The following is a 25,810-nucleotide window of genomic DNA, read 5'->3' as shown; positions in this document are numbered from 1 at the left end:
GCCGGGCGCGCGGCCTAAAATCCCCGCTCCCACGGGCGAGCCGCGCCCGTCCGGCTTCCCTGGTCTTCCCCGTTCCCATGCAAGACAAATACGCCCACCAAGACGTCGAGCGCGCCGCGCAGGCCCACTGGACCGCCCGCGACGCCTACCGCGTCACCGAAGACGCCGGCAAGCCCAAGTTCTATGCCTGCTCCATGCTGCCCTACCCGAGCGGCAAGCTGCACATGGGCCACGTGCGCAACTACACGATCAACGACATGCTCACGCGCCAGCTGCGCATGAAGGGCTACAACGTCCTCATGCCCATGGGCTGGGACGCCTTCGGCCTGCCGGCCGAGAACGCGGCGATCAAGAACAAGGTGCCGCCCGCGAAGTGGACCTACGACAACATCGCCTACATGAAGCGGCAGATGCAGGCCATGGGCCTGGCCATCGACTGGAGCCGCGAGGTCGCCACCTGCTCGCCCGACTACTACCACTGGAACCAGTGGCTGTTCCTCAAGATGCTGGAAAAGGGCATCGCCTACCGCAAGACCCAGGTGGTGAACTGGGACCCGGTGGACCACACCGTGCTCGCCAACGAACAGGTCATCGACGGCCGCGGTTGGCGCACCGGCGCGCTGGTCGAGAAGCGCGAGATCCCGGGCTACTACCTCAACATCACCTCGTACGCGGGCGAGCTGCTCGACCACGTGCAGATCGGCAACCCCAAGGCCACGCTCAGTGGCTGGCCCGACAAGGTGCGCCTGATGCAGGAGAACTGGATCGGCAGGAGCGAGGGCCTGCGTTTCGCCTTTCCGCACCAGATCCAGGACGCCAGCGGCGCCCTCATCGGCGACGGCCGCCTCTACGTCTTCACCACGCGCGCGGACACCATCATGGGCGTCACCTTCTGCGCCGTGGCGCCCGAGCACCCGCTGGCCACGCACGCGGCCGCCAGCGACCCGGCGCTCGCCGCCTTCATCGAGGAATGCAAGAAGGGCGGCACCACCGAGGCCGAGCTGGCGCTGAAAGACAAGGAAGGTCTGCCCACCGGCCTGAGCGTCACCCACCCCATCACCGGCGCGGCCGTGCCGGTGTGGGTCGGCAACTACGTGCTCATGGGCTACGGCGACGGCGCCGTCATGGGCGTGCCCGCCCACGATGAGCGCGACTTCGCCTTCGCCAGGAAGTACGGCCTGGCGATCCCGCAGGTGGTGGCGGTCGAAGGCGAAACCTTCAGCGCCGACGCCTGGCAGGAGTGGTACGGCGACAAGCAGCGCGGCGTCTGCGTCAACAGCGGCTTCCTCGATGGCCTGGGCCACCAGGCCGCCGTCGACAAGGTCGCCGAGGCGCTGGCCGCCCAGGGCCTGGGCGAGAAGAAAACCACCTGGCGCCTGCGCGACTGGGGCATCAGCCGCCAGCGCTACTGGGGCACGCCCATCCCCATCATTCACTGCCCCGAACACGGCGCCGTGCCCGTGCCCGAGAAAGACCTGCCCGTGGTCCTGCCCGAGGACTGCGTGCCCGATGGCAGTGGCAACCCGCTCAACCACCACGAGGGCTTCCACGCCGGCGTGGTCTGCCCGGTGTGCGGCGCGGCGGCGCGGCGCGAGACCGACACCATGGACACCTTCGTGGACTCGTCCTGGTACTTCATGCGCTACTGCGACCCGAAGAACAGCGAGCGCATGGTGGCCGAGGGCACGGCCTACTGGATGCGCGACCAGAAGCTGGCCACCGGCGGCAGCGGCATGGACCAGTACATCGGCGGCATCGAGCACGCCATCCTGCACCTGCTGTACGCGCGCTTCTGGACCAAGGTCATGCGCGACCTCGGCCTGGTCACGGTGGACGAGCCCTTCACCCACCTGCTCACGCAGGGCATGGTGCTCAACCACATCTACAGCCGCCGCACCGACAAGGGCGCCAAGGAGTACTTCTGGCCGCACGACGTGGACAACGTGCTCGACGAGGGCGGCAAGATCGTCGGCGCGAAGCTGAAGAACGCCGTCGGTGACCTGCCCGTGGGCACGCCCATCGACTACGAGGGCGTGGGCACCATGTCCAAGTCCAAGAACAACGGCGTCGACCCGCAGGACCTGATCGAGAAGTACGGCGCCGACACCGCGCGCCTGTACACCATGTTCACCGCGCCGCCCGAGGCCACGCTGGAGTGGAACGACGCCGCGGTGGAGGGCAGCTACCGCTTCCTGCGCCGGGTCTGGGGCTACGGCCACAAGCGCCGGGCGCAGGGCCCATCCGGTGCGTCGCAGGGCGCGCTGGCCGCGGGCGTGGGCCAGGCCACGCTGTCCCAGGCCGCCAAGGCGCTGCGACTGGAGATCCACACCGTGCTCAAGCAGGTGGACTACGACTACCAGCGCATGCAATACAACACCGTGGTCTCGGGCGCCATGAAGATGCTCAATGCGCTGGAGGGCTTCACGCCCGAGGGCGCGGGCGACGAGGCCGCCGCCGCCGAGGGCTTCGGCATCCTGCTGCGCTGCCTGTACCCGGCCACGCCGCACATCGCGCACACGCTCTGGAACGAGCTCGGCTACGCCGCGCAGGCCGGCGAGCTGCTGGACGCGCCCTGGCCGCAGGCCGACGCGTCCGCGCTGCAGCGCGATCAGATCGAACTGGTGCTGCAGATCAATGGCAAGCACCGCGGCAGCGTCACCGTGCCGGCCAGTGCCGACAAGGCCGCCATCGAGGCCGCCGCGCTCGCCAGCGAGGCCTTCGTCAAGCAGGCGGCCGGCGCCGCGCCCAAGAAGGTCGTGGTGGTGCCGGGCCGCCTCGTCAACGTGGTGGTGTGACCATGAACAGGCGTCTCCTGCTCGGCGGTGCGGCGGCCCTGGCCTTGCCGGCCTGCGGCTTCAAGCTGCGCGAGGCGCCGCACTTCGCGTTCGATGCCGTGCAGCTCACCGGCGTGGCCGGCTACGTGACCGTGCAGCTGCGCCGCGAGATGCAGGTCAACGGACTGCGTGTGGACGGCAACCCGCTGCCGCCGGTGATCCTCACCGCCCAGGTGGACCAGCGCGAGCGCGTGGTCGTGGGCCAGACGGCCGCCGGCCAGGTGCGCGAACTGCAGCTGCGCGTGCGCTTCCGCTTCAACCTGCGCACGCGCGAAGATCGCATGCTGATCGACGACAGCGAGCTGCTGCTCGAACGCGACCTGAGCTTCAACGAAACCGTGGTGCTCGCCAAGGACGCCGAAGAACAGATGCTCTACCGCGACATGACCACCGACATCGCGCAGCAGGTGATCCGCCGCCTCGCGTCGGTGCGCCAGCTCTGACGGCATGCAGCTCGCCGCGAACCAGCTCCAGGCCCAGCTCCAGAAGGGCCTGCGCAGCCTCTACACCCTGCACGGCGACGAGCCGCTGCTGATCCAGGAAGCGGGCGACGCCATCCGCGCCGCCGCGCGCGCCCAGGGCCACACCGAGCGCACCGTGCACACCATGGCCGGCGCGCACGCCGACTGGTCGGCCGTGCTGGCCAGTGGCGCCTCGTTGAGCCTGTTCGCCGACAAGCAGATCGTCGAGGTGCGCGTGCCCTCGGGCAAGCCCGGCAAAGACGGCTCGGCCGCCCTGCAGCAGCTGGCCGAGTCCGCCGACGGCAATGACAGCACGCTCACCCTGGTGGTGCTGCCGCGCCTGGACATGGCCACGCAGAAGAGCGCCTGGTTCGCCGCGCTCGACGCCCACGGCGTGACCGTGCGCGTCGACCCGGTGGACCGCAAGGCCCTGCCGCAGTGGATCGCCACGCGCCTGCAGGCCCAGGGCCAGCGCGTGGCCGCGGGCGAGGAAGGCCAGCGCACCCTGGCCTTCTTCGCCGACCGCGTGGAAGGCAACCTGCTGGCCGCGCACCAGGAGATCCAGAAGCTCGCGCTGCTGCACCCACAGGGCGAGCTGGGCTTCGAGCAGGTCGAGTCGGCCGTGCTCAACGTGGCGCGCTTCGACGCCTTCAAGCTGGCCGAGGCCGTGCTGGCCGGCCAGGTGGCGCGTGTGCAGCGCATGCTCGACGGTTTGCAGGCGGAGGGCGAGGCGCCCGTGCTGGTGCACTGGGCGCTGGCCGAGGACATCCGCACGCTCAACCGCGTGCGCGGCGCGGTGGACGACGGCCGCCCGCTGCCCATCGCCCTGCGCGAAAGCCGCGTCTGGGGCGTGAAGGAAAAGCTGGTCGAGCGCGTGCTGCCCACGCTGGGCACGGCGCAGCTGGCGCGCTGGCTGGACGACGCCCACACCGTGGACGGCATCGTCAAGGGCCTGAAGTTCCCCGACTGGCCCGCCGAGCCCTGGCAGGCCCTGCACCAGCTGGCGATGAAGGTGGCGCGCGCCTGCGCGGCGCGCTGAGGCCGCGGTTCGGGCCCCGGCGGCGCGAAGCCCGCTTCACCAGCGCGCGCTTCAGCGCGCCGCGCCGCCGGTCTGGGCCTGTTCCCGGTAGGCCGACGGCGTCTGCCCGGTGTGCTCGCGGAACACGCGGCTGAAGTGCGCGGTGTTGTTGAAGCCCCAGGAAAACGCGATCTCGGTGATGGTGCGCGTGGCGCTGGCCGCGTCGCCCAGCTCGCGCATGCAGCCCTGCAGGCGCTGGCGCAGGATGTACTGCGCCAGCGTGTCGTCCTCGGCGCTGAAGGCCTTGTGCAGGTGGCGCTTGCTGCAGTTCATGGCGCTGGCAATGTGGTCCAGCGACAGGCCGGGGTCGCGCAGGTGGCGGCCGATGTGCACGCGGATGCGGTCGCGGAACGCCTCCAGCTGCGTGCGCCCGTCGCCGCGCCCGGCCAGCTCCAGCAGCGACAGCCGCACCAGCTCCACGATGGCTTCGCCCGCGCCGCGCGCGGCCGACTCGCTCATGCCGGGCAGCTCCTGGTAGGTGGTGCGCATGGTCTCCAGCGCCACGCGCGCGATGCCCGAGACGCCGCCGATCTGCCGCGCCATCAGCGGCTCCAGCGCCAGGCCGCGCTCGGCCAGCTGGGCCTTGGGCAGCATCACGATCAGGTGCTCCACCTGCTCGGGGTTGGCCACGGCGTAAGCGTCGGTGGTGTCGTAGATGGCCCAGCCGCCGGGCCGCACCCAGGCCTCGCGGCCCGATTGCTGCACGCCCGCGCTGCCGCGCCAGGGCGCCACGATCTTGAGGTAGGGCCGCTCGCCCGCGCGCGCCTGGCGGTCGCTCTTGATCACACGGTGCCGGTTGGCCTCCAGCCGCGTCAGCACCACGTCGCCCGCCTGCGAGGCGCTCATGTGGCCCTCGAAGTCGGTGTCGCCGTAGAGGTCGGAGTCCAGGCCGCCGAAGTGCGTCCACACCCACTCGCGCCAGATCGCCGCGCGCTCGGCGGGCGCCACGGCGTCGGTGCTCATCGGGGTGGGCTTGCTCACGGGGCTTGGGGGGTGGCGGGGCGGGGCTGCCATTGTTGCGTGATGTCCCCGCCTGCGCGAGGGCGTGGCATTGCGGGTAAACCCGCATCGCCATGCGCGATTGGTCAAGCGGACCGTGCACCCACGGTACAGCGGCGCGCGGGGGCTTTTCCTACCATGGCCGCGTCCGAGGACACCCCCCAACACCAGGAGACGAGCATGGCCATGAGCAACCGCCGAGTGATGATCCAGCAGACCGCCGCCGCCGTGGGCGCCATGGCGGTCGCCCCGCAGCTGATGGCGCAGAGCGCGCCGGTGCGCGTGGGCTACAGCATGTCGCGCACCGGCCCGTGGACGGGCGGCGCCCAGACCAGCCAGGAGCCCAACTTCCTGCTCTGGGCCGAGCAGCAGAACGCCGCCGGCGGCCTGGACGTGAAAGGCGTGCGCCGCAAGATCGAGCTCATCAGCAGCGACGACCGCAGCGACGTCGAGACCGTGGTGCGCACCTACGAAAAACTCATGGGCAGCGACAAGGTCGACCTCATCCTGCCGCCCTGGGGCTCCAACGCCAACTTCGCCGTCGCGCCGCTGGCCAACCGCTTCGGTTACCCCTTCCTGGCGCCCACCGCGCTGTCCAAGCGGCTGGTGGACCTGAAGCTGCCCTACTTCTTCCTGCTGCTGCAGCAGCCCAAGCCCATGTGCGACGCCCTGGTCGACATGCTCAAGGCCAGCGGCGCCAAGACCGTGGCCTGCATCTACGTGGACGACCTGTTCGGCCTGGAGAACTACGCTGCCCTCAAGGTGGCGCTGCAGGGCAGCGGCATCAGCCTGGTGCAGGACACCAGCTACCCCGGCGGCGTGAAGGACCTCAGCCCCACGCTGCGCGCCATCAAGGACAAGAACCCCGACGCGTTCGTGGGCTTCACCTACCCGCCCGACACCATCCTCGCCAGCCGCCAGGCCAAGGAGATCGGCTTCAACCCGAAGTTCTTCTACGCCTCGGTGGGCACGGCCTTCCCGCTCTACAAGAACGTCATCACCGCGGCCGGCGCCGAAGGCGTGCTGGGCATGGGCTCCTGGAACAGCAAGACCAGCCCCGGCGCCAAGGCCTACTTCGACGCCCACGTGGCCAGCCAGAAGAAGGAGCCCGACCGCTGGGCCAGCGGCGCCTGCTGGGCCGGCATGGAGATCCTCACCAATGCCGTCAAGCAGCACGGCCTGGACCGCAAGGCCATCCGCGACTACGTGGCCAACACCACGCACAAAACCATCCTCGGCGACATCAGGTTCCAGGGCAGCGAGAACGTGGGCACGCCCGGCACCGTGGGCCAGTGGCAGAACGGTGAGTTCGAGGTGGTGTGGCCGCAGCAGGTGGCCACGGCCAAGCTGAACCCGAACAAGCCCGCCTGGAAGTGATGTCGTTTTCCGCCTGGATCGAGCTGATCGCCTCCGGTCTCATCACCGGGGGCATCTACGCGCTCGTCGCGCTGGGCCTGAACCTGCAGTACGGGCTCATGCGCATCCTCAACATCGCGCACGGCGAGTTCCTGATGGTGGGCGCCTTCATCACCTGGATGGCGGCCGCCACCTTCGGCCTCTCGCCGCTGTGGATGATCCCGGTGTCCTTCGCGCTGCTCATGGCTATCGGCGTGGCCGTGCACTGGCTGTGCTTTCGCCGCCTCACCGCCACCTCGCCCAACCTCGACGTGTTCGAGGCGCGCGGCCTCATGGTCGCCTTCGGCCTCATGTTCTTCGTGCAGAACGCCATCTCCTGGATCTGGGGCGGCGACCTGCGCGGCTACGACTATCTCACCCAGCCCTTCGCCATTCCCCTGCCTGGCGGGCAGGCGCAGTTCGCGGTGAACAAGCTGCTGGTCTTCGGTCTGGCCCTGCTGTTCGCGGGCGCGCTCATCGTGCTGCTGCGCACCACCCTGCTGGGCAAGGGCGTGCGCGCGCTCATGCAGTCGCCCACCGGCGCGATGCTCGTGGGCATCGACACCAAGCGCCTGCACCCGCTCATGTTCGGCATCGGCCTGGGCCTGTCGGGCGTGGCCGGCTGCCTGCTGTCCATGGCCTACACCATCAGCCCGTCCATGGGCGAGCCCTACACCGTGACGGCGCTCATCGTCATCACCCTCGGCGGCTTCGGCAGCATGGGCGGCGCGCTCGCGGGCGGCCTGCTGCTGGGCGTGATCGAAGCCATCGGCATGCACTTCACCAACCCCTCGCTCAAGGCCTTGCTGAGCTACATCGTGTTCATCGGCGTGCTGTTGCTGCGCCCCGAAGGGCTGTTCTCGCGCAAGACGCGAAAGGCCTGACCCGTCATGACCTCCCGACAGTTCCTCATCCGCGACCTGCTCGTGCTCTTCGGCCTGACCGGCTGGGCCGTGGCCCTGCCCGGCTTCGGCAGCGACTTCGTGATCTCCATGGCGCTCACCTGCCTGATGTACATCGCGCTGTCCTCGAGCTGGGCGCTGTTCTGCGGCAGCACGCGCTACCTCTCGCTCGCCACCTCGGCCTTCTTCGGCATCGGCGCCTACACCAGCGCCATCGGCCTGGAGACCTTGAGCTGGCCCGTGGCCATCGCGGCCGGTGCGGGTCTCGCGGCCGTGGTGGCGGTGGTCATGGGCCTGGCCGTTCTGCACCTGCGCGGCACCTACTTCGCCGTGCTCACCTTCGGCATGACGGAACTCATCCGCCACGCCATCAGCTACTTCGAGAAAAGCGTCACCGGCACCGTGGGCCGCGTGCTCATGGTGGTGCCCGAGCGCGACACCATCTACTTCACCGTGCTGCTGCTGGCGGTGCTGGCGGTGTTCCTGTCGATCGGGATCCGTCGCACGCGCTTCGGCCTGGCCATGCAAGGCATCGGCGCCGACGAGCAGCGCGCCCAGACCCTGGGCGTGAACACGCGCCTGGTCAAGACCGCCGGCTTCGCGCTCACCGCCGCCATCGCCGGCGCCGTGGGCGCGGCCATGAGCGTGCGCTGGACCTACATCGACCCGCACACGGTCTTCAACCCCTTCATCGGCTTCCAGACCGTGCTCATCGCGCTCATCGGCGGCGCCATGACCCTGTGGGGCCCGCTGATCGCGGCCATCGTCTTCAGTGTGCTGGCCGAAACCCTGCGCCTGCAGGTGCCGCAGGTTTACATGATGTCGCTGGGCCTCTTGCTCATTCTCTCGGTGCTCTACCTGCCGGGCGGGCTGGCCTCGGTGCGCGCCGACACCTTCAAGGGCTGGTGGCGTGACCTGAAGGCCTGGTGGAAGCAAACCAAAGACGACCTGAGTGGCGAGACCGCGCGCCGCAAGCGGCGCGAGAAGCAGCAGCGGGAGGCGCGCCATGTCTACTGAGGCCAACATGGAGCCCCCACGCGCCGCCGCTGCGCGGGTCGCTGCCCCCCAAGGGGGCGCGGCCGAGCTTGGGGCGGCCCGGCGCTCGACCCAGCCCCTGCTGGTGGCGCAGGACATCACCGTGCGCTTCGGCGGCCTCACCGCCGTCGACCAGGTCAGCGCCAGCTTCATGCCCGGCGAGCTGGTCGGCATCATCGGCCCCAACGGGGCCGGCAAGACGACCTTCTTCAACGCCATCTCCGGCGTCACCCAGCCCACCAGCGGCCGGCTGGCGCTGCACGGCCGCTCCCTCGCGGGCCAGGCGCCGCACCGCTTCGCGGCCCGGGGCCTGGCGCGCACCTTTCAAACGCCGCGCACCTTCGGCGACATGCGGGTGCGCGACAACATCGCCTTCGGCCTGAAGTTCGCCGGCCGGCGCCGGCGCGAGTACCTGTTCTGGGGCGACGAGGTCGGCGTGCCCTGGGTGCTGCGCACGGCCGACAGCATCCTCGGCCTCATCGGCCTGGGCGCGCAGGCCGAGCTGCCCGCCGCCGCCATCACGCCCTCGCAGCAGCGCCTGCTCGAAATCGGCATGGCCCTGGCCACGCGCCCGCAATTGCTGCTGCTCGACGAAGTGGCCGCCGGCCTCACCGAGAACGAGGTGGAGGACATGGCCCGCCTGATCCGCCGCCTGCGCGACGAGCTGGACCTTACCGTGGTCTGGATCGAACACGCCGTGAGCACCCTGCTGCGCCACGTGGAGCGCGTCATCGTGCTGCACCAGGGCCGCAAGATCGCCGACGACGTGCCGCGCGCCGTCATCCGAAACCCCGAGGTCATCGAGGCCTACCTGGGCGACGAGATGGGCGACGCCGAAGCCGAAGGGGCCGCCGCATGATGTGGTACCGCCAAGACCCCTTCCGCCTGGGTGGTGCGAACCAGGCCCAGCTCAAGATCGACGGCCTGAGCGCCGGCTACGGCGCCTTCCTGGTGCTGCGCGATTTGAAGCTCGAAGCCCGGCCCGGCCTCACCGTGGTGCTGGGCCCCAACGGCGCCGGCAAGACCACGCTGCTCAAGGCCATCAACGGCCTCATCCCGCGCCAGGGCGCGGTGCTGCTGAACGGCGAAGAGCTGCCCGAAAAAGCGCATGAGATCGTGCAGGCCGGCGTGGCTTTGGTGGCCGAGGGCCGCCAGCTCTTTCCGCAGATGAGCGTGACCGAGAACCTGGAACTCGGCGGCTGGCTGGTGCCCAAGGCCGAGCGCGCGCGCCGCATCGAACAGGCCTTCAGCGACTTTCCCAAGCTGCGCGAGCGCGCCCACCAGCTGGCCGGCACCATGAGCGGTGGCGAACAGCAGATGGTGGCCGTGGCGCGCGCCATGATGTGCGCGCCGCGCCTGCTCATGCTCGACGAGCCCTCGCTGGGCCTGGCGCCCAGGATGGTGGACGAGCTGCTCGGCATCGCGCGCCGCATCGCCGACGCCGGCACCACCGTGCTGATGGTGGAACAGAACGTGAAGAAGGCCCTGGCCGTGGCCGACCGCGGCTACGTGCTGGAGCGCGGCGCCATCGTCGCCAGCGGACCCGCGAAATTGCTGGCGCGCTCCACCGTCATCCGCGAGGCCTACCTGGGCGCCGACAAAGACCCGGCCACGGGCACCACCAACGCCGCCGACGCCGTGCAGCGCCGCAAGGCCGTCGCCGCCTGATCGAACCCCACACACGCCAACCCACGACCGCACACGCTCAAGGAGAACCCATGTCCGACCTGTCCATGCTCATCAACGGCCTGAAGGTCACCGCCGAAAAAGGCGCCACCTTCGAACGCCGCAACCCGCTCGACGGCAGCGTGGCCACGCGCGCGCCCGCCGCCAGCCCGGCCGACGCCGTGATGGCCGTTGAAGCCGCCGCCGAGGCCTTCAAGACCTGGAGCGAAACCGGCCCCGGCGAACGCCGCGCCCTGCTGCTGAAAGCCGCCGACGCGCTGGAGGCCAAGACGCCGAAGTTCATCGAAGCCGTGGCCGCCGAAACCGGCGGCACCGGTATGTGGGCCGGCTTCAACTGCATGCTCGCCGCCGGCATGATCCGCGAGGCCGCCGGCCTCACCACGCAGATCTCGGGCGAGCTGATTCCCTCCGACGTGCCCGGCTCGCTCGCCATGGGCGTGCGCCAGCCGGCCGGCGTGGTGCTCGGCATCGCGCCCTGGAACGCACCCATCATCCTGGGCGTGCGCGCCATCTGCGTGCCCCTGGCCTGCGGCAACACCGTGGTGTTCAAAGGCAGCGAGAACTGCCCGCGCACCCACCAGCTCATCGTCGAAGCCTTCCAGGACGCGGGCTTCCCGCCCGGCGTGGTGAACTACATCACCAACGCCCCGGCCGACGCGGGCGCCGTGGTGGAAGCCATCGTGGCCCACCCGGCCGTGCGGCGCGTGAACTTCACCGGCTCCACCAAGGTCGGCAAGATCATCGCCATGACCTGCGCCAAGTACCTCAAGCCCGTGGTGCTGGAACTGGGCGGCAAGGCGCCCATGGTCATCCTCGACGACGCCGACATCGACGACGCGGTGAACGGCGCGGCCTTCGGTGCCTTCGCCAACAGCGGCCAGATCTGCATGAGCACCGAACGCCTCATCGTGGACAACAAGATCGCCGATGCCTTCGTGAAGAAGTTCGGCGACAAGGCCAGCAAGCTGCCCGTGGGCGACCCGCGCAAACCCGAGCCCGTGGTGCTGGGCTCGGTCATCGGCATGAACACGGTGAACTTCTGCAACGAGCTCATCGACGACGCCCTGGCCAAGGGCGCCAAGCTGGTGTGCGGCGGCAAAAGCACCGACACCCTGATGCCCGCCACCGTGCTCGACCACGTGACGCCCGACATGCGCATCTACCGCGAAGAAACCTTCGGCCCGGTGAAGTGCGTCGTGCGCGTGAAGAGCACCGAGGAAGCCATTGCCTGCGCCAACGACAACGAATACGGCCTGAGCGCATCCGTCTTTGGCAAGGACATCGCGCGCGCCTACAACGTGGCCCGCAAGATCGACAGCGGCATCTGCCACGTCAACGGACCCACGGTGCACGACGAAGCGCAGATGCCCTTTGGTGGGGTGAAGGGCTCGGGCATCGGGCGCTTTGGTGGCAAGGCCGGCATCGCCGAGTTCACCGAGCTGCGCTGGATCACGGTGCAGACCACGCCGCGGCACTATCCGTTCTGATTGGGGTACTGCGGAGGGGGAGGGCAAAGGCCCTGGAGGCGGGAGCTTCCAGGGCCTTTGTTTTGGTGGGTGATTCCGTCTTCACACAAAGGATGTCAGCGGTGTGCCTCAAACACCGCCACCGGTCCACCGCTCAACTCAATACTCACTCCCTTCACATCACCCGGGAGTTGAGCGATGAGCCTATCCAGACATGTCATCAAGGCGAGCTTTCAGTCGCTGCACGAGTACCGAGAGAAGGCCTCCGCCCTGGCCAATGCCGCGCTGACGGTGATGCGCGAACAACGCGAGAACCAGCCGCCGTCCGATGGAGAGTTGATCGTTGGGGTTCTTCTGGGTTTGTTGGAGCGGAGGGACGATCTTCTCGACGCCGAGGCCGGCTTGGGCAGCATGTTGGATCGGGTGGCATCGGGGGCTTGAGATCGGGTCGCGAAGGCGAGGGTGGCTGTACGACGGCTTGAGACTGGACGTGGTCACTCAATCTCTGAGTCTGGCGGACCGCTTCGCAGCGGGTGCGCCCGGTCGATCTGCTGCGCTGAATGTGCGCTCTACGCCACGTTCCGGTCGTTCGCCCTCGATACGACTAGATCGACGACTCGCAGTTGGCTTGGTGAGGGCTAGACTGCCGCAATCGGCCAGATGCGGACATTGCGAAGAGGTATTGGTGACTACCCACGAACTCGTTCTACCTGAAAATTTCTGTGAATACGCCAGCGAGGTCGAGTCGAAGGGCTGGTTTCCCGGCGCAGTGTTGGTTCATCTAGACAAGCGCTACCACCTAACGTTCTACGCACCGGTCAGGCTGGGACAGACCATTGAGGATGAACTGCAAAAACGCCCCTGCTTCGCCGAGCCGAATCTGCTCGTTGTTGGTTCCGTGACCAAGGGCGCAATGCGGGCAGCTGCCGACTACGCAGTCACTTCTGGCCTTGTGGAGACGTTCGTTCCTGAGAAATAGAGAATGCCCGCTTTGGGCCCGAAGCCGACATCGCTCAGTACGTAAAGCGGACGTCGTACTTCCACTGTTCGTTGGAATCTTGCGCGACGTTGTAGACCAGCGAGGACCAGACTTCGCTGTCGGCACGGAACAGGTTAGAGAGCTTTGCAAGCAACTCGAACACCTCATCCGGCGGGCGAATCGGTTCAGGGTGCCCTTCAGGAGAGCTGATGACGATACTCATCCTCTCTTGACCGCTTACCTCGTCACGCTCGACATGCATGGTCGCTGACCGCCAATGCTCAGGCGTTGCAGCGACGATTGCACGAGCGACCTCGCCGTCGATGGCCGCTTGCTTCTCAAGACGGGTGTTCTCAAGGTTGTTCATGTTGCGGTTCGCGCTCCGAGCGGAAGCAGATTGTCAAAGTCCGCTTATGGCCGATGGCCGCCATGCCAGGTGAGACTGAACTGAGCCCGAAGCGGCTGATGTGGGACCCAAATCCAGCAGGAGAGGCGTGGGCATCGCCCAGGAGGTTGCCGCTCCGCCCAAGCCTCCTAGCGCGTTGGTCAACCGCGTGACGCGAGACAATACTACCGATGGAACCCACCGACGCTGATGCCCGCCTCACCCATCTCGAGATCAAGGCGAGCTTCGCCGAAGACCTACTGGACACGCTCAACGAGATCGTCGCGCGCCAACAGGCCCAGATCAATCGCCTCACCGCTGAGCTCTCCACGCTGCGCAACCAGATGCCCACGGCTGACGGTGCCGCCGTCTTTCGCAGTCTGCGCGACGAACTGCCACCGCACTACTGAGCAAGCCCAGTAGCCCGCAAATACGGTTTTTGATGGCGATCTGCGGGCGCTCTAGACCGTTCAAGTTGCTCTTCGTTGCACACGCTGAACGACCGCTTGATGTCAGAGTTCGGTCGCTGCAGAAGCAGCCGCTTACCCCCTCAAACCTTCATCGCCCCCCAAGTCGTCGTCTTCGCAAACGCCGCAAACTCACGCTTCGTCGCCCCCACCTTGCTCTTGCGGCTCCAGGTTTCACCCGTGGGCAATTGGTAGGTCACACCAATCTCCGGTGCATTCCCTTCGCTGTCCAGATCGCCGCGCTCCTTGGCCCGTCGGGGGCTGGTGAAGCCCGCGCCTTCCGCCAGCTCGGCCAGCGTCTCCTCCGCCTCGTGGGACTTCATCATCTTGATGAGATGGATGACGGCGTCCTTCTTCGTCTTGCCCATCAGACTGAGCTTGTCCGACAGGAAGTTGAGCGTGGATTCGAATTCCTTCGTCGCCTGTTCCTCGGCCTGTTTCATCAAGCGCTCCGCGTATTCGCGGAGTTCGGTCGAGCTCATCTTGGACGTGTCTTTGTGGGGTGGGTTGGACACAGGCGCTCCTGCAAATGGGGGGGTGGTGGCGGTGGGGTGGGTTGCGCGCACCGGCCGTGGCATGGCGCTTCAGGCCGCGCGCGGTTCAGCGGCAGAGGTGAGAGTCTAGTGGTGTGGAGAAGGGCCGCCGCCATGGGCGCGGCCGACACGAAGCTAAGGCCCGCATCCTTGGCCACCTGTGGCACGCCCTTGGCACGGGCGATGCCGGCAGCGTCGTCGGGTGCTTCGGCGAGCCAGGCGTACGGGTAGGCGGCCATGTCTTCGGGGCTGCTGAGGTACGCCACCACGTCGTACGGCCTGGTTTTGGTCTTGCGCTTGTTGGCGGGTTCGGCTTTTCGCATGGCGTTCACGCCTCGTGGCCTTTGGCCAAGGCAATGGCCTGGGCGATGTCTTTTGCCTGGGTGGGTGGAACACCACCGATCCGGAACTCCAGCAGCACTTTGCCGGGCCTGCCCCTTGGTCTGAGAGCGGGGTATCCGGATGGTGCGTGTCATGGCGTTGCGACCGACCACGCCAACAGCACCTGCGCCCCAAAGTACGTGGGCCACCCCCACAGGTGGTTCGTCGGCGAGGACCGAACGAAGCGCTCCCGCCCCACCGCGATGTCGGAGATGGCGAACAGCACCGCCCCCAGCAGCACGATCCAGCGCCCCGTCGCCACCGCATGCCCCGTGGCCGCCACGCACATCGCCAGGATCACCCCCACATAGGCCAGCACCGGCCCCTTGAACGCGCCCGGCGTGTGCGGCAGCAGCCAGCGCAGCACCCCGAAGCCCGCCGCCACCGCGAGCAGCAGCGCCACGCCCATGGCCGGCCAGCTGAGCGGGCCGGCCGCAAAAGCCGTGGCGTACAAGCCGTGCGACAGCAGGAAGGCCGCCAGCCCGGCCATGAAGGCGGCCGATCGCTGCCCCAGCAGCAGCGCGTCCCCCAGCCAGCCCAGCAGCAGCGCGCCCAGCACCCATTGGCCGTAGCGCGATTCCATCGCACCCAAGGCAATCGCCAGCGCGACGAAGCACGTGCTGGCCCCCAGCTTGGTGATCATCCGCGCCAGCGGCCATTGCAGCCGGTCGGCCACCAGCTGGGCAATCACGAACATTGCGCAGGCAGCGGTCAGGGCGGTGGGCAGGGTCATGGGAAGCAGGTCGCCAGGCCAAGGGCGGTGCGAGCTTAGCCGCCCGCCGGCCACCCCATGCAAGGGCTGACCCTCAGTGCGTGGTGCCTGGCGATCAACGCACCGCCTTCGACATGGGTTGTCCGCGCAAGCCAAAGGCTTGAACGGCAGGCCCCGTCGGTAGGAAGCCGTTGCGGCGGTAGAAGGCTTCCGCGGTTCGGGTGCTGTCCAGGCGAAGCGTCGACAGGCCTTGCGCGGCGGCGCGCCGTTCGAGGGTTTGCAACAAGGCCTTGCCAAGGCCGGTGAAGCGCGCCTCCGGCGTCACATAGCAGAGCAGAATCTGGTCGCCGCGCGACATGCCGAATCCGTGGACCGCGCCGTCCCGCTCGCCCACGATGCAATGGGCCTCGTGGTCCCTCAGCCAGGCTTCAACGCTGGCCACGGTCTTGTTGCGAAGCCAGCTTCTCAACAACTCGGCGTCGCCTTGGTGGTCGTCGACGCAGCATTCGGTGATGGACCGTCGGATCACGGCGCAGATGTCGGCGGCGTCGTTGGTGGTTGCAGAGCGGATATGAGGGGCCATGGCGTGGTGAAGGATGGACAGACAGTTTGGTCCACCCGAATGATGGCCTCTGGTCCACCCGCGCGGCAGGGGCGGTATCGGAGCCCGCCCTCAGGCCTGCGGCCGCCGCACGATGCGGATGGGCTGCGCCACCACCGGCCGGCCCAGCGCGCCCGAGAGCTGTTTGCCCTGCGGGTCGGCCAGCGCGGCGAGACGGATCTCGCGCAGCCGCGGCGCCGGGGTGCCGGGCTGTGCCGCGTCGAGCAGGGCCGTGAGGTTGCGGTGCCCGCGCCGGTTCGTTTCACCGTAGCCCTTCACCAGGTTGCCGGCCCGCGCGATCTCCAGCGCCGCCGCCGGGTCGGGCAGGTGGCTTTCGATGGCGTCGAGCCAGCGCTGGATGGCGGCCTGTTCCTGCGCGTAGCGGAAGCCGTGGCGCCGAAAGACCTTGAACGAGCGCAGCGCGCACAGCACCAGGAAGCCGCGCAGCGTGTCGGTGCGCACCAGCAGGCCCCGGTGCCAGGCGCGGCCCTCGGTGGCCTTGAGCAGCGCACGGGCCAGCACCGGCGGCAGCAGCGAGGCGATCTCGTCGATGCCGGGCTTCAGGTACTCGGTGGTGCGCAGGGCGTCGCTGGGCTTGGCGCCCACCTCGCGGCGCACGCGCTCCAGGCGCTCGCGCCGGGTCTTGAGCTGGGCCACGCGCACCACGTCCTCGTAGCACATCCACAGGGCCAGGTAGCGCGCGGCCTCGCGCGTCACGGCCCAGTCGCTCTGGCCCAGGCGGCGCTGCGCGTCCAGCAGGCGCTCCACGGCGTCCAGGTACTGCTCGGCGTAGCGCGCATCCTGGTAGTGGGTGGTGAGCTCGACGCCCGAGGCCACCACCTCGTGCAGCGCGGCCGGCCAGGCGCGGGCGCGCGCGGGCAGGCGGTCGGTGCCCTGCAGGCGTTCGGCGAGTTGGGTGCTGGCCTGCACGCGGCCCGAGGCGGCCTCGAAACCGGCGGCGAAGCCGCGCAGGCTGGCCTGCACCGCCTTGCCGGAGCGCTCGATGGCCTGCTCGCATTGCTCGCGCGAGAAGGGCAGCACGCCCGAGCCGGCCATGGCGCCGAACAGCACGGTGTTGATGACGGTGCCGTGCTGCTGCGCCAGGGCGCGCATGTCCAGCAGCACGGCGGCGCGGGCCTGGGCCTGCGCGGCCTGCAGCACGCGCTCGCTGTCGAAGCGGCCGTCGCCCATGGCGGCCTTCTCGGACACCGCGTACTCGCGGTGGGTGGAGGCGATCAGCAGGGTCTTGGCCGGGTGCACGTAGCCGTTCTGGATGGCGCGGCCGGCCTCCACCAGTTCGGACGCCACCATCAGGTCCACCTGGCCCGCCGTGGGCGTGAGCGAGAGCACGGGCTCGCGCCCGCCGAGTTCGGCGCGGCGCTGGGGAAAGATCTCCACGTAGTAGGTGGTGGCGCCGGTGCGCTGGGCCACGCCGGGCACCGAGGTGCTTTGCACCGGGAAGCCGGCCTGCATGGCGGCGTCGACCAGCCAGTCGGACAGCACGCCGCCGCCTTCGCCACCCATGGCGCCGATGAGGATGCACAGGGCCTGTGTCATTGGATTTCCTTTCGTGCAGCGCACTGCAGGGCTGAGCGCCTGGGGAGCGGCCCGGCGGCGCTCATGCCGCCAGCCTTTCGATGAGGGCGCCGCGCACGCGGGCCATGAAGCGTTCGAACGCCGTGGGGTTCTGCACCACCTCGGCCTTGTAGAAAGACGGGCAGAGCACGGCGGCGTGCGCGTTTTCGCCGCACAGGCCGCAGCCCACGCAGGCGCTGTTGACGCTGGCCACCGGGTCGGTGCGCAGCGGGCTGGGGTTGGGCTTGATGGTGAGCGAGGGGCAGCCCGAGAGCCGGATGCAGGAGTGGTCGCCGGTGCAGGTGTCTTCGTCGATGCCGAAGCGCGTGCGCACCACGCGCTCGCCGCGCTTGAGCTGTTCGGCCTGCTTCGGCTTGAGGCGGCGCTGGCGCTCCAGCTGGCATTCGCCGTCGGCGATGATGACCTTGAGCCCACCCTCGGGCGTGGACATGGCCTCTTCCAGCGTGTCGCGCATTTCTTCCACGTGGTAGCTGCCCACCTTGCGGATCCACTTCACGCCCACGCCATGCAGGGCTTTCTCGATGTCCAGCGTGAGCGGCTTGGACAGCGGCTGCGAGGGCGAGGACGGGATCACCTGCGTGCCCGTGGCCGAGGTGTAGCCGTTCTGCAGGATGACCAGCACCGAGTCCTGGCCGTTGTAGACCGCGTTGACCACGCCGCTGGTGAAGCCGTTGTGCCAGAAGCCCCCGTCGCCCATGATGCTGAGGGTGCGATTGGGCAGCAGCGGGCCCACGCCCGATGAGCTGGCCAGGCCCAGGCCGTAGCCCAGCACGGTGCTGCCCACGTTGAACGGCGGCAGGGTGCCGAAAGTGTGGCAGCCGATGTCCGCGTTCACGTGCACCTGGCCCAGCTTCTCCTGCATCTGCTTGATGGCCGAGAACACCGGCCGCTCGGGGCAGCCGATGCAAAAGCCCGGCGGGCGCGTGGGCACGGGCGCGCCGATGGCCTGGCTGGCCTGGGCCTTGTGCTCGCGCAGGGCCTTGGCCATCGCGGCGATGGGCGCGGCGACGAGGCCGGCGGGCGCGGCCTGTTCGACGAAGCGCGCCAGGGCCTCGACCATCACGTCGCCGGTGTACTCGCCGGCCATGGGGAAGATGTCCTTGCCGTGCAGGCGCGTGTCGACGCCGGCCTTGCGCAGCACGGCGTGCAGCGCGTCCTCGATGTAGTTGGGCTGGCCCTCTTCGACCAGCAGCACGGCCTTCTTGTCGCGGCAGAAGTCCAGCACCTCGTCGGGCACCAGCGGGTAGACCACGTTGAGCGCGTAGATCGGCAGGCGCGAGGCGCCGAAGGCGTCGGCCAGGCCCAGGCTCTGCAGGCCGCGGATTACGCCGTTGTACAGGCCGCCCGGCACGATCAGGCCGACGTCGGACAGGTCGCCGTCGAAGCGCTCGTTCAGGCCGGCCTCCTGGATGTAGCGCAGGGCGGCGGGCCAGCGCTGCTCCACCTTCTGGCGCTCGTGCTGGTAGATGGAGGGCGGCAGGTTGATGCGGCCGTAGTCGTAGGCGGGCTGTTCGATGGGCTGGCGCATGGACACCGCCGGCGAGCGGTTGTCCTTGCAGGCGAAGCTGCCGTGCACGTGGCAGGCGCGGATGCGCAGCTGCAGCAGCACCGGCGTGCTGCTGGCCTCCGACAGCTCGAAGCCGCGCTCCACCGCGTCCACGATGGAGCCCAGGTTGGGGCGCGGGTCCAGCAGCCACATCTGCGACTTCATGGCGAAGGCGTGGGTGCGCTCCTGGATGATGCTGGAGCCCTCGCCGTAGTCCTCGCCCAGGATCACCAGGGCGCCACCGGTGACGCCGGCCGAGGCCAGGTTGGACAGCGCGTCCGAGGCCACGTTGGTGCCCACCGTGCTTTTCCAGGTGACGGCGCCGCGCACCGGGTAGTGGATGGACGCGCCCAGCATGGCGGCGGCGCCGGCCTCGGAGGCGCTGGCCTCGAAGTACACGCCCAGCTCGTCGAGCAGGCCGCGCGCGTCGCCCAGCACGTCGATCAGGTGCGACACGGGCGCGCCCTGGTAGCCGCCGATGTAGCTGACGCCGGACTGCAGCAGGGCCTTGGTGACGGCGAGAATGCCCTCGCCGTGAAAAGTCTCGCCGGCGCCCAGCCGCAGGGACCGGACTTCGGCAGCGAACGATCGTTCCATTCTTGAATGCCTCCAGGGGTGGCGCGCGGGCGCCGGACAATCCCGGGATGCTAGGGAGCGGCCACCGGAAGACCTATCCATGGCATCCTTGTTACATATCGACGGACAAGATGGACCACCACCCCACGCGCTTCGACCTGAACCTGATCCGGGCCCTCGTTGCCATCTACGAGACCCGCAGCGTGACCCAGGCCGCCGAACGCCTGGGCCTCACGCAGCCCACCATCAGCCATTCGCTGGCGCGGCTGCGCGAGGTCTATGGCGACCGGCTGTTCTCGCGCGGCAGCGCCGGCCTGGTGCCCACGGCGGTGGCCGAGCGGCTGTACGAGCAGCTCAGTGTGGCCCTGCACGCCATCGAGGGCACGCTGGACGCGAACGCGGCCTTCGACCCGTTCAGCTCCACGCGGCGGTTTCGCATCGCGCTGTCGGACATCGGCTCGCTGTTCTTCACGCCGCCGCTGCTGCGGCGGTTCCAGACCATCGCGCCGCGCATCCAGGTGGAATTCGTGCAGCTGTCCGGCGGCCTGCAGGACGACCTGGCGCGCGGCACCCTGGACCTGGCCATTGGCAACCTGCCCAGCCTGCACACGCACACGCGCAATCAGCTGCTGTTCCATGAGCGCTACGTCTGCCTGATGGCGGACAACTACCCCGGCGTGGGCGAGTCCATCGACCTGGAGACCTTCAGCCGCGCGCGCCATGTGATGGTGAGCTCGCCGGCCTCGGGCCATGCGCTGGTCGACGGCGCGCTGGCCGAGCGCGGCGTGCAGCGCAATGTGGTGGCATTGGTGCCGCAGTTTTCGGTGCTGCCCAGCCTGCTGGAAGACAGCGACCTGGTGGTGGTGCTGCCCTCGCGCGTGGCCCAACTCTACGCGCGCGAGCGCCGGCTGCGCACCGTGGAGCTGCCGGTGCCGATCGCGGGCTTCGAGGTGCGGCTGCACTGGCACGCCCGCCAGGACGCCGCGCCCGCGCACCGCTGGCTGCGCGAGGAGGTGATGCGGGATCTGAGCGGGCTTTGAGGGACTGTTTGCATTGGGCCGGCCATGGTGGTTGGCGTGTCAGGGGCGGGCCCAGGGCCGTGGCGGCTTCAATGCGGCGCCCCTCGCTGCGCGCCCTCCAGGCGCTCCGCTCAGACAGCCGCCGCGAGTCAGTTCACCAAGCGCGCTGCGCGCGCCGCCGCAGTCCCTGCGCTTCTCGGCACCGCATAGGCGCCGCCAAGGCCCTGGGCCCACCCCTGACGGGTGGTACCTGGGTTCGCCTGCAAGGGAAGCGCATGTCCGCTTTCCTCTTCCTTCCTCCTTCTTCCCCTTTCGTTTGCCAGTCACGTCGCTGGCCGAGGGCCCGGGGTGCGCTGCGGCGGGCGCCTATGCGCAGGCGAGGAGCGCAGGGTGAGTGGCCCGCGCGCGCAGCGCGCTTCGTGAACTGACTGGCGGCGGCTGTTTGAGCGGAGTGGGCAAAGCCCACGCAGCGAGTTCCGCCGCGGGGCCGCTCACCCGAGCACCGCAGCGAACCCCTCGCGCAGCGAGGGGCTGTGCATTGAAGCCCGCCGCAGCGCACCCCGGGCCCTCGGCTCGCCCATCCGCTGCATCTGAAGCAAAAAAACCCGAGAGAGCCTCAGACAGTCAAGTGCGCCTCCAGCCGCTCGCGCCCCAGCTCCGCCATCGCCCCTTCGAGCACGCATTCCCCGCGGTCCAGCACCAGCACCTCGTCGGCCACGGCCTCCAGGAAGGACAGGTTCTGCTCCACGATGAGAAAGCCCGCGCCCTGGCGGCGGCGCTCGGCCACGCAGGCCGCCATGCGCTGAATGTTCTCGGGCTGCACGCCCTCGGTGGGCTCGTCCAGCACGCTCAGCGCCGCCGCCGCGCCCAGGGTGCGCACGAAGGACAGCAGCTTGCGCTCGCCCCCGCTGAGCGAGCCGGCGCGCTGGGCCCGGCGCTCCCGCAGGCGGGGAAAGGCGTCGAGATAGGCCTCGTAGGCCTCCAGGCCACGCGTGCGCCGGTGCAGCCAGAGGTTCTCCTCCACGCTCAGGTCGCCGAACACCACGTTCTCCTGCGGCGCCAGCGCGATGCCCAGGCCCCAGCGGGCGTGCGCCGGCACCCGCGCCAGGTCGCGGCCCTGCCAGTGGATCCGGCCTTCGCGCAGCGGCAGCTGGCCCGCCAGCGCGCGCACCAGCGTGGTCTTGCCCACGCCGTTGCGGCCCAGCACGCCCAGCACCTGGCCCGGCCGCACGCGGCCGCTCGGGCCGCGCACCACCATGGTGTCGCCATAACCGCAGACCACGCCCTCGAAGCGCAGCCCCTCGCCCGCCGTCGCGCTCATTTGTGCCCTCCCGCGTACACCGCGCGAACCTGGGGATCGGCCTGCACCTCGCGCAGGCTGCCGCGCGCCAGCAGCCGCCCCTGGTGCAGCACAAAAACCTCGTCGGCCAGGGCCGCGACGGCGTCGATGTCGTGCTCGATCAGCAGCGCGGCCGCGCCCAGGCGCCGCACCGCCGCCTGGATGGCGTCCGCCATGTGCCGGGTCTCGGCGCTCGACAGGCCCGCGCAGGGCTCGTCCAGCAGCACCAGGCCGGGCTCGGGCAGCACGGTCATGAGGAACTCCAGCGCCTGCCGGTGGCCCTGCGACAGCGCGCCGGCCGGCACCCCCCACTGATCGAGCAGGGCGGGGAAGCGCGCCAGCAGCTCGTCCTGCAACGGGGTGGTCCATTGGTGCGGCGCCAGGCTCAGCGTGTCGCGCGCCGACAGCCGCCCGGCCCAGACCGCGATCAGCAGGTTGTCGCGCACGCTCAGCTCGCGGAACACGGTCGGCACCTGCATCTTGCGGCCCACGCCCTGCGCGGCCACGCGCCAGGTGGGCCAGCCGGTGACGTCTTCGCCGCCCAGCCGCAGGCGCCCGCCGCGCACCGGCAGGCGCCCGGTGAGCGCGTTGAAGCTGGAGGTCTTGCCCGCGCCGTTGGGGCCGATCACCGCGCGGATGCCCGGGCCTTGCAGGTCCAGCGAGAGGCCGTCGAGGATGCGCACGCCGTTCTGCGCCACCGACAGGTCCTCGAAGGCGAGCGACAGCCCCGGCGTGGGCGCGCGCCGCGCCGGCGCGGGCGTGCGCGGGCCCTCGGCCGGGGCGGCGGTGGCCCGGCGCGCGCGCCGCGCCGCCACCAGGCCGGCCAGGCCCTCGGGCAGGTAGCGCACCACGAGGATGAAGACCAGGGCCACCAGCACCTCCCAGAAGGCGATGCGGTCGCGCAGCTCGGACGAGGCGTAGCCCACCACCACCGCGCCCAGCAGCGCGCCCAGCGGGCTGAGCTTGCCGCCCACCGCGGCCCAGATGACGAACTCGGTGGCCAGCACGAAGCCCATGGCCACCGGCGTGACGATGCCCTGGTGCGCGGCGAACAGCCCGCCGGCCAGCGCCGCCAGAGCGGCCGCGAGCGCGAAGGCGGCGGCCTTCATGCGGTCGGTGGCGTAGCCGAACAGCTGCAGGCGCTCCTCGTCCTGCGCGATCGCGTGCCACAGCACGCCGATGGGCCGGCGCAGCAGCGCGCCCAGCAGCGCCGTGCTGGCCAGGGCCGCGGCCGCCACCACCCAGTAGAGCGTGCTGAATCGCTCGGTGCCGGGCAGGTCGGGCACGCCGGACAGGCCGTTGAAGCCGCCGGTGACCGAGGACCACTGCTGCGCCACCAGGAAGCCCAGCATCGATGCGGCCAGGGTGATGAGCGAGAAGTACGGCCCGCTGCGCTGGCTGCGCGCGAACACCAGCCGCGCCAGCACATAGGCCAGCAGCGCGGGCAGCAGCACCGCCAGCGGCAGGGCCAGGGTCCAGGCGGCCTGCGCCTCGGCGGCCTTGAGCGCGCCGCCCGCCAGGTAGGCGCCCAGGCCGAAGAACAGCGACTGCCCCAGCGGCAGGAAGCCCAGGCGCCCCCAGCACAGGGCCACGCCCTGGGTGGCGATGCCGTAGATCAGGAACAGCGCGACCTGGTAGGCCAGGAAGCCGTCGCCCAGCACCGGCACGGCGATCAGGCCCAGCGCGAGCAGGGCCAGGGGCGGCAGCGGGCGCGGGCCCGGGCGTGTCGTCGACGGCATGGCGGTGGGGGCGGCCTCAGCGGCGCGAGAAGAGTCCATTCGGTCGCAGCCACAGGAAGAGCATGGACAGCACCAGCACCACCGCGTAGCCGCTGGTCTGGCCCGAGACGCTGCTTACCACCGACTGCGTGCCGCCGATGACGCCCACGCCGCCGACCAGGCCGCCCAGCGAACCCAGGCCGCCCACCACGAGCACGAAGAAGGCGTCGAGCAGGTAGTCCACGCCGATGCCGGGCTCGATGCGGATCAGTGGCGCCAGCAGCACGCCTGAGAGCCCGGCCATGACCACGCCGACCACGAAGGCCTGCGAGGCCAGGCGGCGCGTGTCGATACCCAGGGCCTGGGCCAGCAGCGGGTTGCCGACCATGGCCCGCACGCGCAGCCCCACGGCGCTGCGCCGGTACCAGACGAACAGGAACAGGATCACCCCCACGCTGAAGGCGATCAGCCCCAGCCGGTAGGCGGGGTACTGCAGGCCGGCCAGGTTCATGGGCATGGCCAGCTCGCTCTCGACGTTGCGGTAGCCCTTGCCGAACACCGCTTCCACGCTCTTGCGCATCAGCATGGCCAGCGCCCAGGTGGCCAGCAGGGTGTCGAAGGGGCGCTGGTACAGCGGGCGGATCAGCCAGCGCTCCACGCCATAGCCCAGCGCGCCGCAGACCGCCATGGCCAGCGGCACCGCCGCCAGCAGCGGCCAGCCCCAGGACTGCACCGCGACCACGGCGTAGGCGCCGAGCATCACGAACTCGCCGTGCGCCATGTTCATCACCCCGAGCAGGCCGAACACCACGGCCAGGCCCAGCGTGGTCAGCGCCAGCGTGGCCAGTTCGTAGGCGATGTTGAGCAGGTGCAGCAGCAGGCCCGGGTCCATGCGCGGTCAGACCTTGCAGGTTTGGCCCGCGCCGATGCGCGGGAAGGTCTTGACGACGCGAAACCCCTTGTCGGTGACATCGGCGACGAACACGTCCTGCTCCACATGGCGCGCGCGCATGGTGACGGTGCCGCGCGGGCCCTGGTAGCTCGCGCCCTCGCTGGCGGCGTCCATCTTGGCCACGTCCAGCGACTTGGCCTTGGTGGCGATGGCCTGCAGCATCAGGAAGCCTTCGTAGACCGATTCGGTGAGCGTGCTCAGTCCCGGGGCCTGGGCGCTGAAGCGCTGGTTGAAGCGGTCCAGGAAGGCCTTGGCCGCGGGCGCGGTGGAGCTGGCGAAGTAGCCGGTGCTGGCGTACAGGTTGCGCGCGTTGGCGGCGCCGATGCCGGCCAGCGTGTTCTCCTCGATCAGCGTGCCCAGTCGCAGGGCGCGATCGCTCATGCCCAGGCCGGCGAAGGCCTTGTTGAAGCTGACCGAGGCGCCGCCCACCAGCGAGACCAGCACCGCGTCGGCGCCGCTGTCGCGGATGCGCGCCAGGCTGGAGTCGAAGTTGTCGACGGTGAACGGCAGGTACTCGTCGCCCACCACCTCGGCGCCGGTCTTCTGGATGTAGCCCTTGGCGGCGGCGTTGGTGTTGCGGCCCCAGACGTAGTCGTTGCCGATCAGGTACCACTTCTTGGGCTTGCGCTCGGCGGCGATCCAGGGGATGACCGGCTCCAGCTGCTGCGAGGGCGTCTCGCCGTTCATGTAGGTGCCCTTGGCGCACTCGCCGCCTTCGTAGACCGGCGTGTAGAAGTAGGGCACCTGGCCCTTGAAGAGGTTGACCAGCGCGCCGCGCACCGCGCTGTCGTGCATGCCGATGACGGCGCCCGCGCCCGCGCCGCGCCACAGCTTGAGTGCCGACTGCGCGGCCTCGGCCGGCGCGGCGCCGGCGTCGCCGAAGGCCAGCTTGAGCGGGCGACCCAGCACCCCGCCCTGGGCGTTGATGACCTCGGCGGCGAGCTCGGCGCAGGCCTTGGCGGTGGGGCCGAAGAGGCCGGCGGGGCCGCTCTGCGGGATCATGACGGCCACCGTCAGGGGGCTGGCGGCCATGGCCGCGCGGCCCAGGCCCAGGGTGGCGGCCAGGCCGGCGGTGGCTTGCAGGAGGGCGCGACGGTCCATGGGGAACTCCTCGGAAGAATGGGATGGGACGGTGGGGTGGGGAAGCGCC

25 protein-coding genes are annotated in these 25,810 nt (G+C 69.7%); 13 read left to right on the top strand and 12 right to left on the bottom strand.

Annotation, left to right across the window (positions count from 1 at the left end; translation table 11 throughout):
- The first annotated feature begins 77 nt into the window (after positions 1-77).
- The 3 genes from leuS to holA are packed head-to-tail and all read left to right on the top strand — an operon-like array spanning position 78 to position 4,334.
- On the top strand, positions 78-2,795 hold the full coding sequence (leuS, locus tag SOM08_RS21645; protein ID WP_322469729.1) for a leucine--tRNA ligase: 2,718 nt from the start codon (positions 78-80) through the stop codon (positions 2,793-2,795).
- A gap of 2 nt (positions 2,796-2,797) precedes the next feature.
- A complete protein-coding gene (gene lptE / locus SOM08_RS21640) occupies positions 2,798-3,277 on the top strand; it encodes an LPS assembly lipoprotein LptE (protein WP_116960019.1) in 480 nt (159 codons plus the stop codon).
- Between the two features lie 4 nt (positions 3,278-3,281).
- The gene (gene holA, locus SOM08_RS21635) at positions 3,282-4,334 is read left to right on the top strand and encodes a DNA polymerase III subunit delta (RefSeq protein WP_322469728.1); all 1,053 of its coding nucleotides are present in this window, start codon (positions 3,282-3,284) and stop codon (positions 4,332-4,334) included.
- 51 nt (positions 4,335-4,385) lie between these two features.
- On the opposite strand, the gene SOM08_RS21630 is transcribed toward holA, so the two are convergent.
- A complete protein-coding gene (locus tag SOM08_RS21630; protein WP_416186979.1) occupies positions 4,386-5,354 on the bottom strand; it encodes a helix-turn-helix domain-containing protein in 969 nt (322 codons plus the stop codon).
- 198 nt (positions 5,355-5,552) lie between these two features.
- On the opposite strand from SOM08_RS21630, the gene SOM08_RS21625 reads away from it, so the two are divergent.
- The 8 genes from SOM08_RS21625 (at position 5,553) to SOM08_RS21590 (ending at position 12,835) form a co-directional block, all read left to right on the top strand.
- On the top strand, positions 5,553-6,749 hold the full coding sequence (locus SOM08_RS21625) for an amino acid ABC transporter substrate-binding protein (RefSeq protein ID WP_116960016.1): 1,197 nt from the start codon (positions 5,553-5,555) through the stop codon (positions 6,747-6,749).
- Entirely contained in the window at positions 6,749-7,651 is a 903-nt protein-coding gene (locus SOM08_RS21620) for a branched-chain amino acid ABC transporter permease (protein ID WP_116960015.1), read from the top strand. The genes SOM08_RS21625 and SOM08_RS21620 overlap by 1 nt, the downstream gene beginning before the upstream one ends.
- Before the next feature lie 6 nt (positions 7,652-7,657).
- Positions 7,658-8,686 carry a branched-chain amino acid ABC transporter permease gene (locus tag SOM08_RS21615; protein ID WP_116960014.1) on the top strand — a complete coding sequence of 343 codons (1,029 nt, stop codon included), beginning with the start codon at positions 7,658-7,660 and terminating at the stop codon, positions 8,684-8,686.
- A complete protein-coding gene (locus tag SOM08_RS21610) occupies positions 8,676-9,563 on the top strand; it encodes an ABC transporter ATP-binding protein (protein WP_322469727.1) in 888 nt (295 codons plus the stop codon). Before SOM08_RS21615 ends, SOM08_RS21610 begins: the two co-directional genes overlap by 11 nt.
- The gene (locus tag SOM08_RS21605) at positions 9,560-10,372 is read left to right on the top strand and encodes an ABC transporter ATP-binding protein (protein WP_322469726.1); all 813 of its coding nucleotides are present in this window, start codon (positions 9,560-9,562) and stop codon (positions 10,370-10,372) included. Before SOM08_RS21610 ends, SOM08_RS21605 begins: the two co-directional genes overlap by 4 nt.
- A gap of 50 nt (positions 10,373-10,422) precedes the next feature.
- Positions 10,423-11,877, top strand: a complete 1,455-nt coding sequence (locus SOM08_RS21600; RefSeq protein WP_322469725.1) for an aldehyde dehydrogenase — start codon at positions 10,423-10,425, stop codon at positions 11,875-11,877.
- A 177-nt stretch (positions 11,878-12,054) separates the two neighbouring features.
- On the top strand, positions 12,055-12,297 hold the full coding sequence (locus tag SOM08_RS21595) for a hypothetical protein (RefSeq protein ID WP_116960011.1): 243 nt from the start codon (positions 12,055-12,057) through the stop codon (positions 12,295-12,297).
- 244 nt (positions 12,298-12,541) lie between these two features.
- Positions 12,542-12,835 (top strand): hypothetical protein, encoded by a 294-nt coding sequence (locus SOM08_RS21590; protein ID WP_322469724.1) that lies wholly within the window; start codon positions 12,542-12,544, stop codon positions 12,833-12,835.
- 34 nt (positions 12,836-12,869) lie between these two features.
- Here the strand turns inward: SOM08_RS21590 and SOM08_RS21585 are convergent, their stop codons facing one another.
- A complete protein-coding gene (locus tag SOM08_RS21585) occupies positions 12,870-13,202 on the bottom strand; it encodes a hypothetical protein (RefSeq protein WP_322469723.1) in 333 nt (110 codons plus the stop codon).
- A 209-nt stretch (positions 13,203-13,411) separates the two neighbouring features.
- Between SOM08_RS21585 and SOM08_RS21580 the strand changes: the two genes are divergently transcribed.
- Positions 13,412-13,630, top strand: a complete 219-nt coding sequence (locus tag SOM08_RS21580; RefSeq protein WP_322469722.1) for a SlyX family protein — start codon at positions 13,412-13,414, stop codon at positions 13,628-13,630.
- Positions 13,631-13,770: 140 nt separating this feature from the next.
- Here the strand turns inward: SOM08_RS21580 and SOM08_RS21575 are convergent, their stop codons facing one another.
- The 6 genes from SOM08_RS21575 to SOM08_RS21550 form a co-directional block, all read right to left on the bottom strand.
- Positions 13,771-14,169 (bottom strand): hypothetical protein, encoded by a 399-nt coding sequence (locus SOM08_RS21575; RefSeq protein ID WP_181936526.1) that lies wholly within the window; start codon positions 14,167-14,169, stop codon positions 13,771-13,773.
- Entirely contained in the window at positions 14,166-14,543 is a 378-nt protein-coding gene (locus tag SOM08_RS21570; protein ID WP_322469721.1) for a hypothetical protein, read from the bottom strand. The genes SOM08_RS21575 and SOM08_RS21570 overlap by 4 nt, the downstream gene beginning before the upstream one ends.
- A 149-nt stretch (positions 14,544-14,692) precedes the next feature.
- On the bottom strand, positions 14,693-15,334 hold the full coding sequence (locus SOM08_RS21565; protein ID WP_322469720.1) for a lysoplasmalogenase: 642 nt from the start codon (positions 15,332-15,334) through the stop codon (positions 14,693-14,695).
- Positions 15,335-15,428: 94 nt separating this feature from the next.
- Complete coding sequence (locus tag SOM08_RS21560) at positions 15,429-15,896, bottom strand: GNAT family N-acetyltransferase (protein ID WP_322469719.1); 468 nt, start codon at positions 15,894-15,896, stop codon at positions 15,429-15,431.
- A gap of 90 nt (positions 15,897-15,986) precedes the next feature.
- Positions 15,987-17,471 carry an indolepyruvate oxidoreductase subunit beta family protein gene (locus SOM08_RS21555; protein WP_322469718.1) on the bottom strand — a complete coding sequence of 495 codons (1,485 nt, stop codon included), beginning with the start codon at positions 17,469-17,471 and terminating at the stop codon, positions 15,987-15,989.
- A 61-nt stretch (positions 17,472-17,532) separates the two neighbouring features.
- The gene (locus SOM08_RS21550; RefSeq protein WP_116960005.1) at positions 17,533-19,653 is read right to left on the bottom strand and encodes an indolepyruvate ferredoxin oxidoreductase subunit alpha; all 2,121 of its coding nucleotides are present in this window, start codon (positions 19,651-19,653) and stop codon (positions 17,533-17,535) included.
- Positions 19,654-19,763: 110 nt separating this feature from the next.
- On the opposite strand from SOM08_RS21550, the gene SOM08_RS21545 reads away from it, so the two are divergent.
- The gene (locus SOM08_RS21545) at positions 19,764-20,672 is read left to right on the top strand and encodes a LysR family transcriptional regulator (RefSeq protein ID WP_181936525.1); all 909 of its coding nucleotides are present in this window, start codon (positions 19,764-19,766) and stop codon (positions 20,670-20,672) included.
- A gap of 595 nt (positions 20,673-21,267) precedes the next feature.
- On the opposite strand, the gene SOM08_RS21540 is transcribed toward SOM08_RS21545, so the two are convergent.
- The 4 genes from SOM08_RS21540 to SOM08_RS21525 are packed head-to-tail and all read right to left on the bottom strand — an operon-like array spanning position 21,268 to position 25,761.
- A complete protein-coding gene (locus tag SOM08_RS21540) occupies positions 21,268-21,972 on the bottom strand; it encodes an ABC transporter ATP-binding protein (protein WP_322469717.1) in 705 nt (234 codons plus the stop codon).
- Positions 21,969-23,729: an ABC transporter permease subunit gene (locus SOM08_RS21535; protein WP_322469716.1), complete on the bottom strand. Its 1,761-nt coding sequence runs from the start codon at positions 23,727-23,729 to the stop codon at positions 21,969-21,971. The genes SOM08_RS21540 and SOM08_RS21535 overlap by 4 nt, the downstream gene beginning before the upstream one ends.
- A 16-nt stretch (positions 23,730-23,745) precedes the next feature.
- Positions 23,746-24,600, bottom strand: coding sequence for a branched-chain amino acid ABC transporter permease (locus tag SOM08_RS21530; RefSeq protein ID WP_070400900.1), 855 nt, complete (start codon positions 24,598-24,600; stop codon positions 23,746-23,748).
- Between the two features lie 6 nt (positions 24,601-24,606).
- Positions 24,607-25,761, bottom strand: a complete 1,155-nt coding sequence (locus SOM08_RS21525; protein WP_116960001.1) for a substrate-binding domain-containing protein — start codon at positions 25,759-25,761, stop codon at positions 24,607-24,609.
- Positions 25,762-25,810: the final 49 nt, after the last annotated feature.

The organism is Hydrogenophaga sp. SNF1 (assembly GCF_034421675.1).
GTDB lineage: Bacteria > Pseudomonadota > Gammaproteobacteria > Burkholderiales > Burkholderiaceae_C > Hydrogenophaga > Hydrogenophaga borbori.
This window is presented reverse-complemented; position numbering and strand designations above follow the sequence as displayed.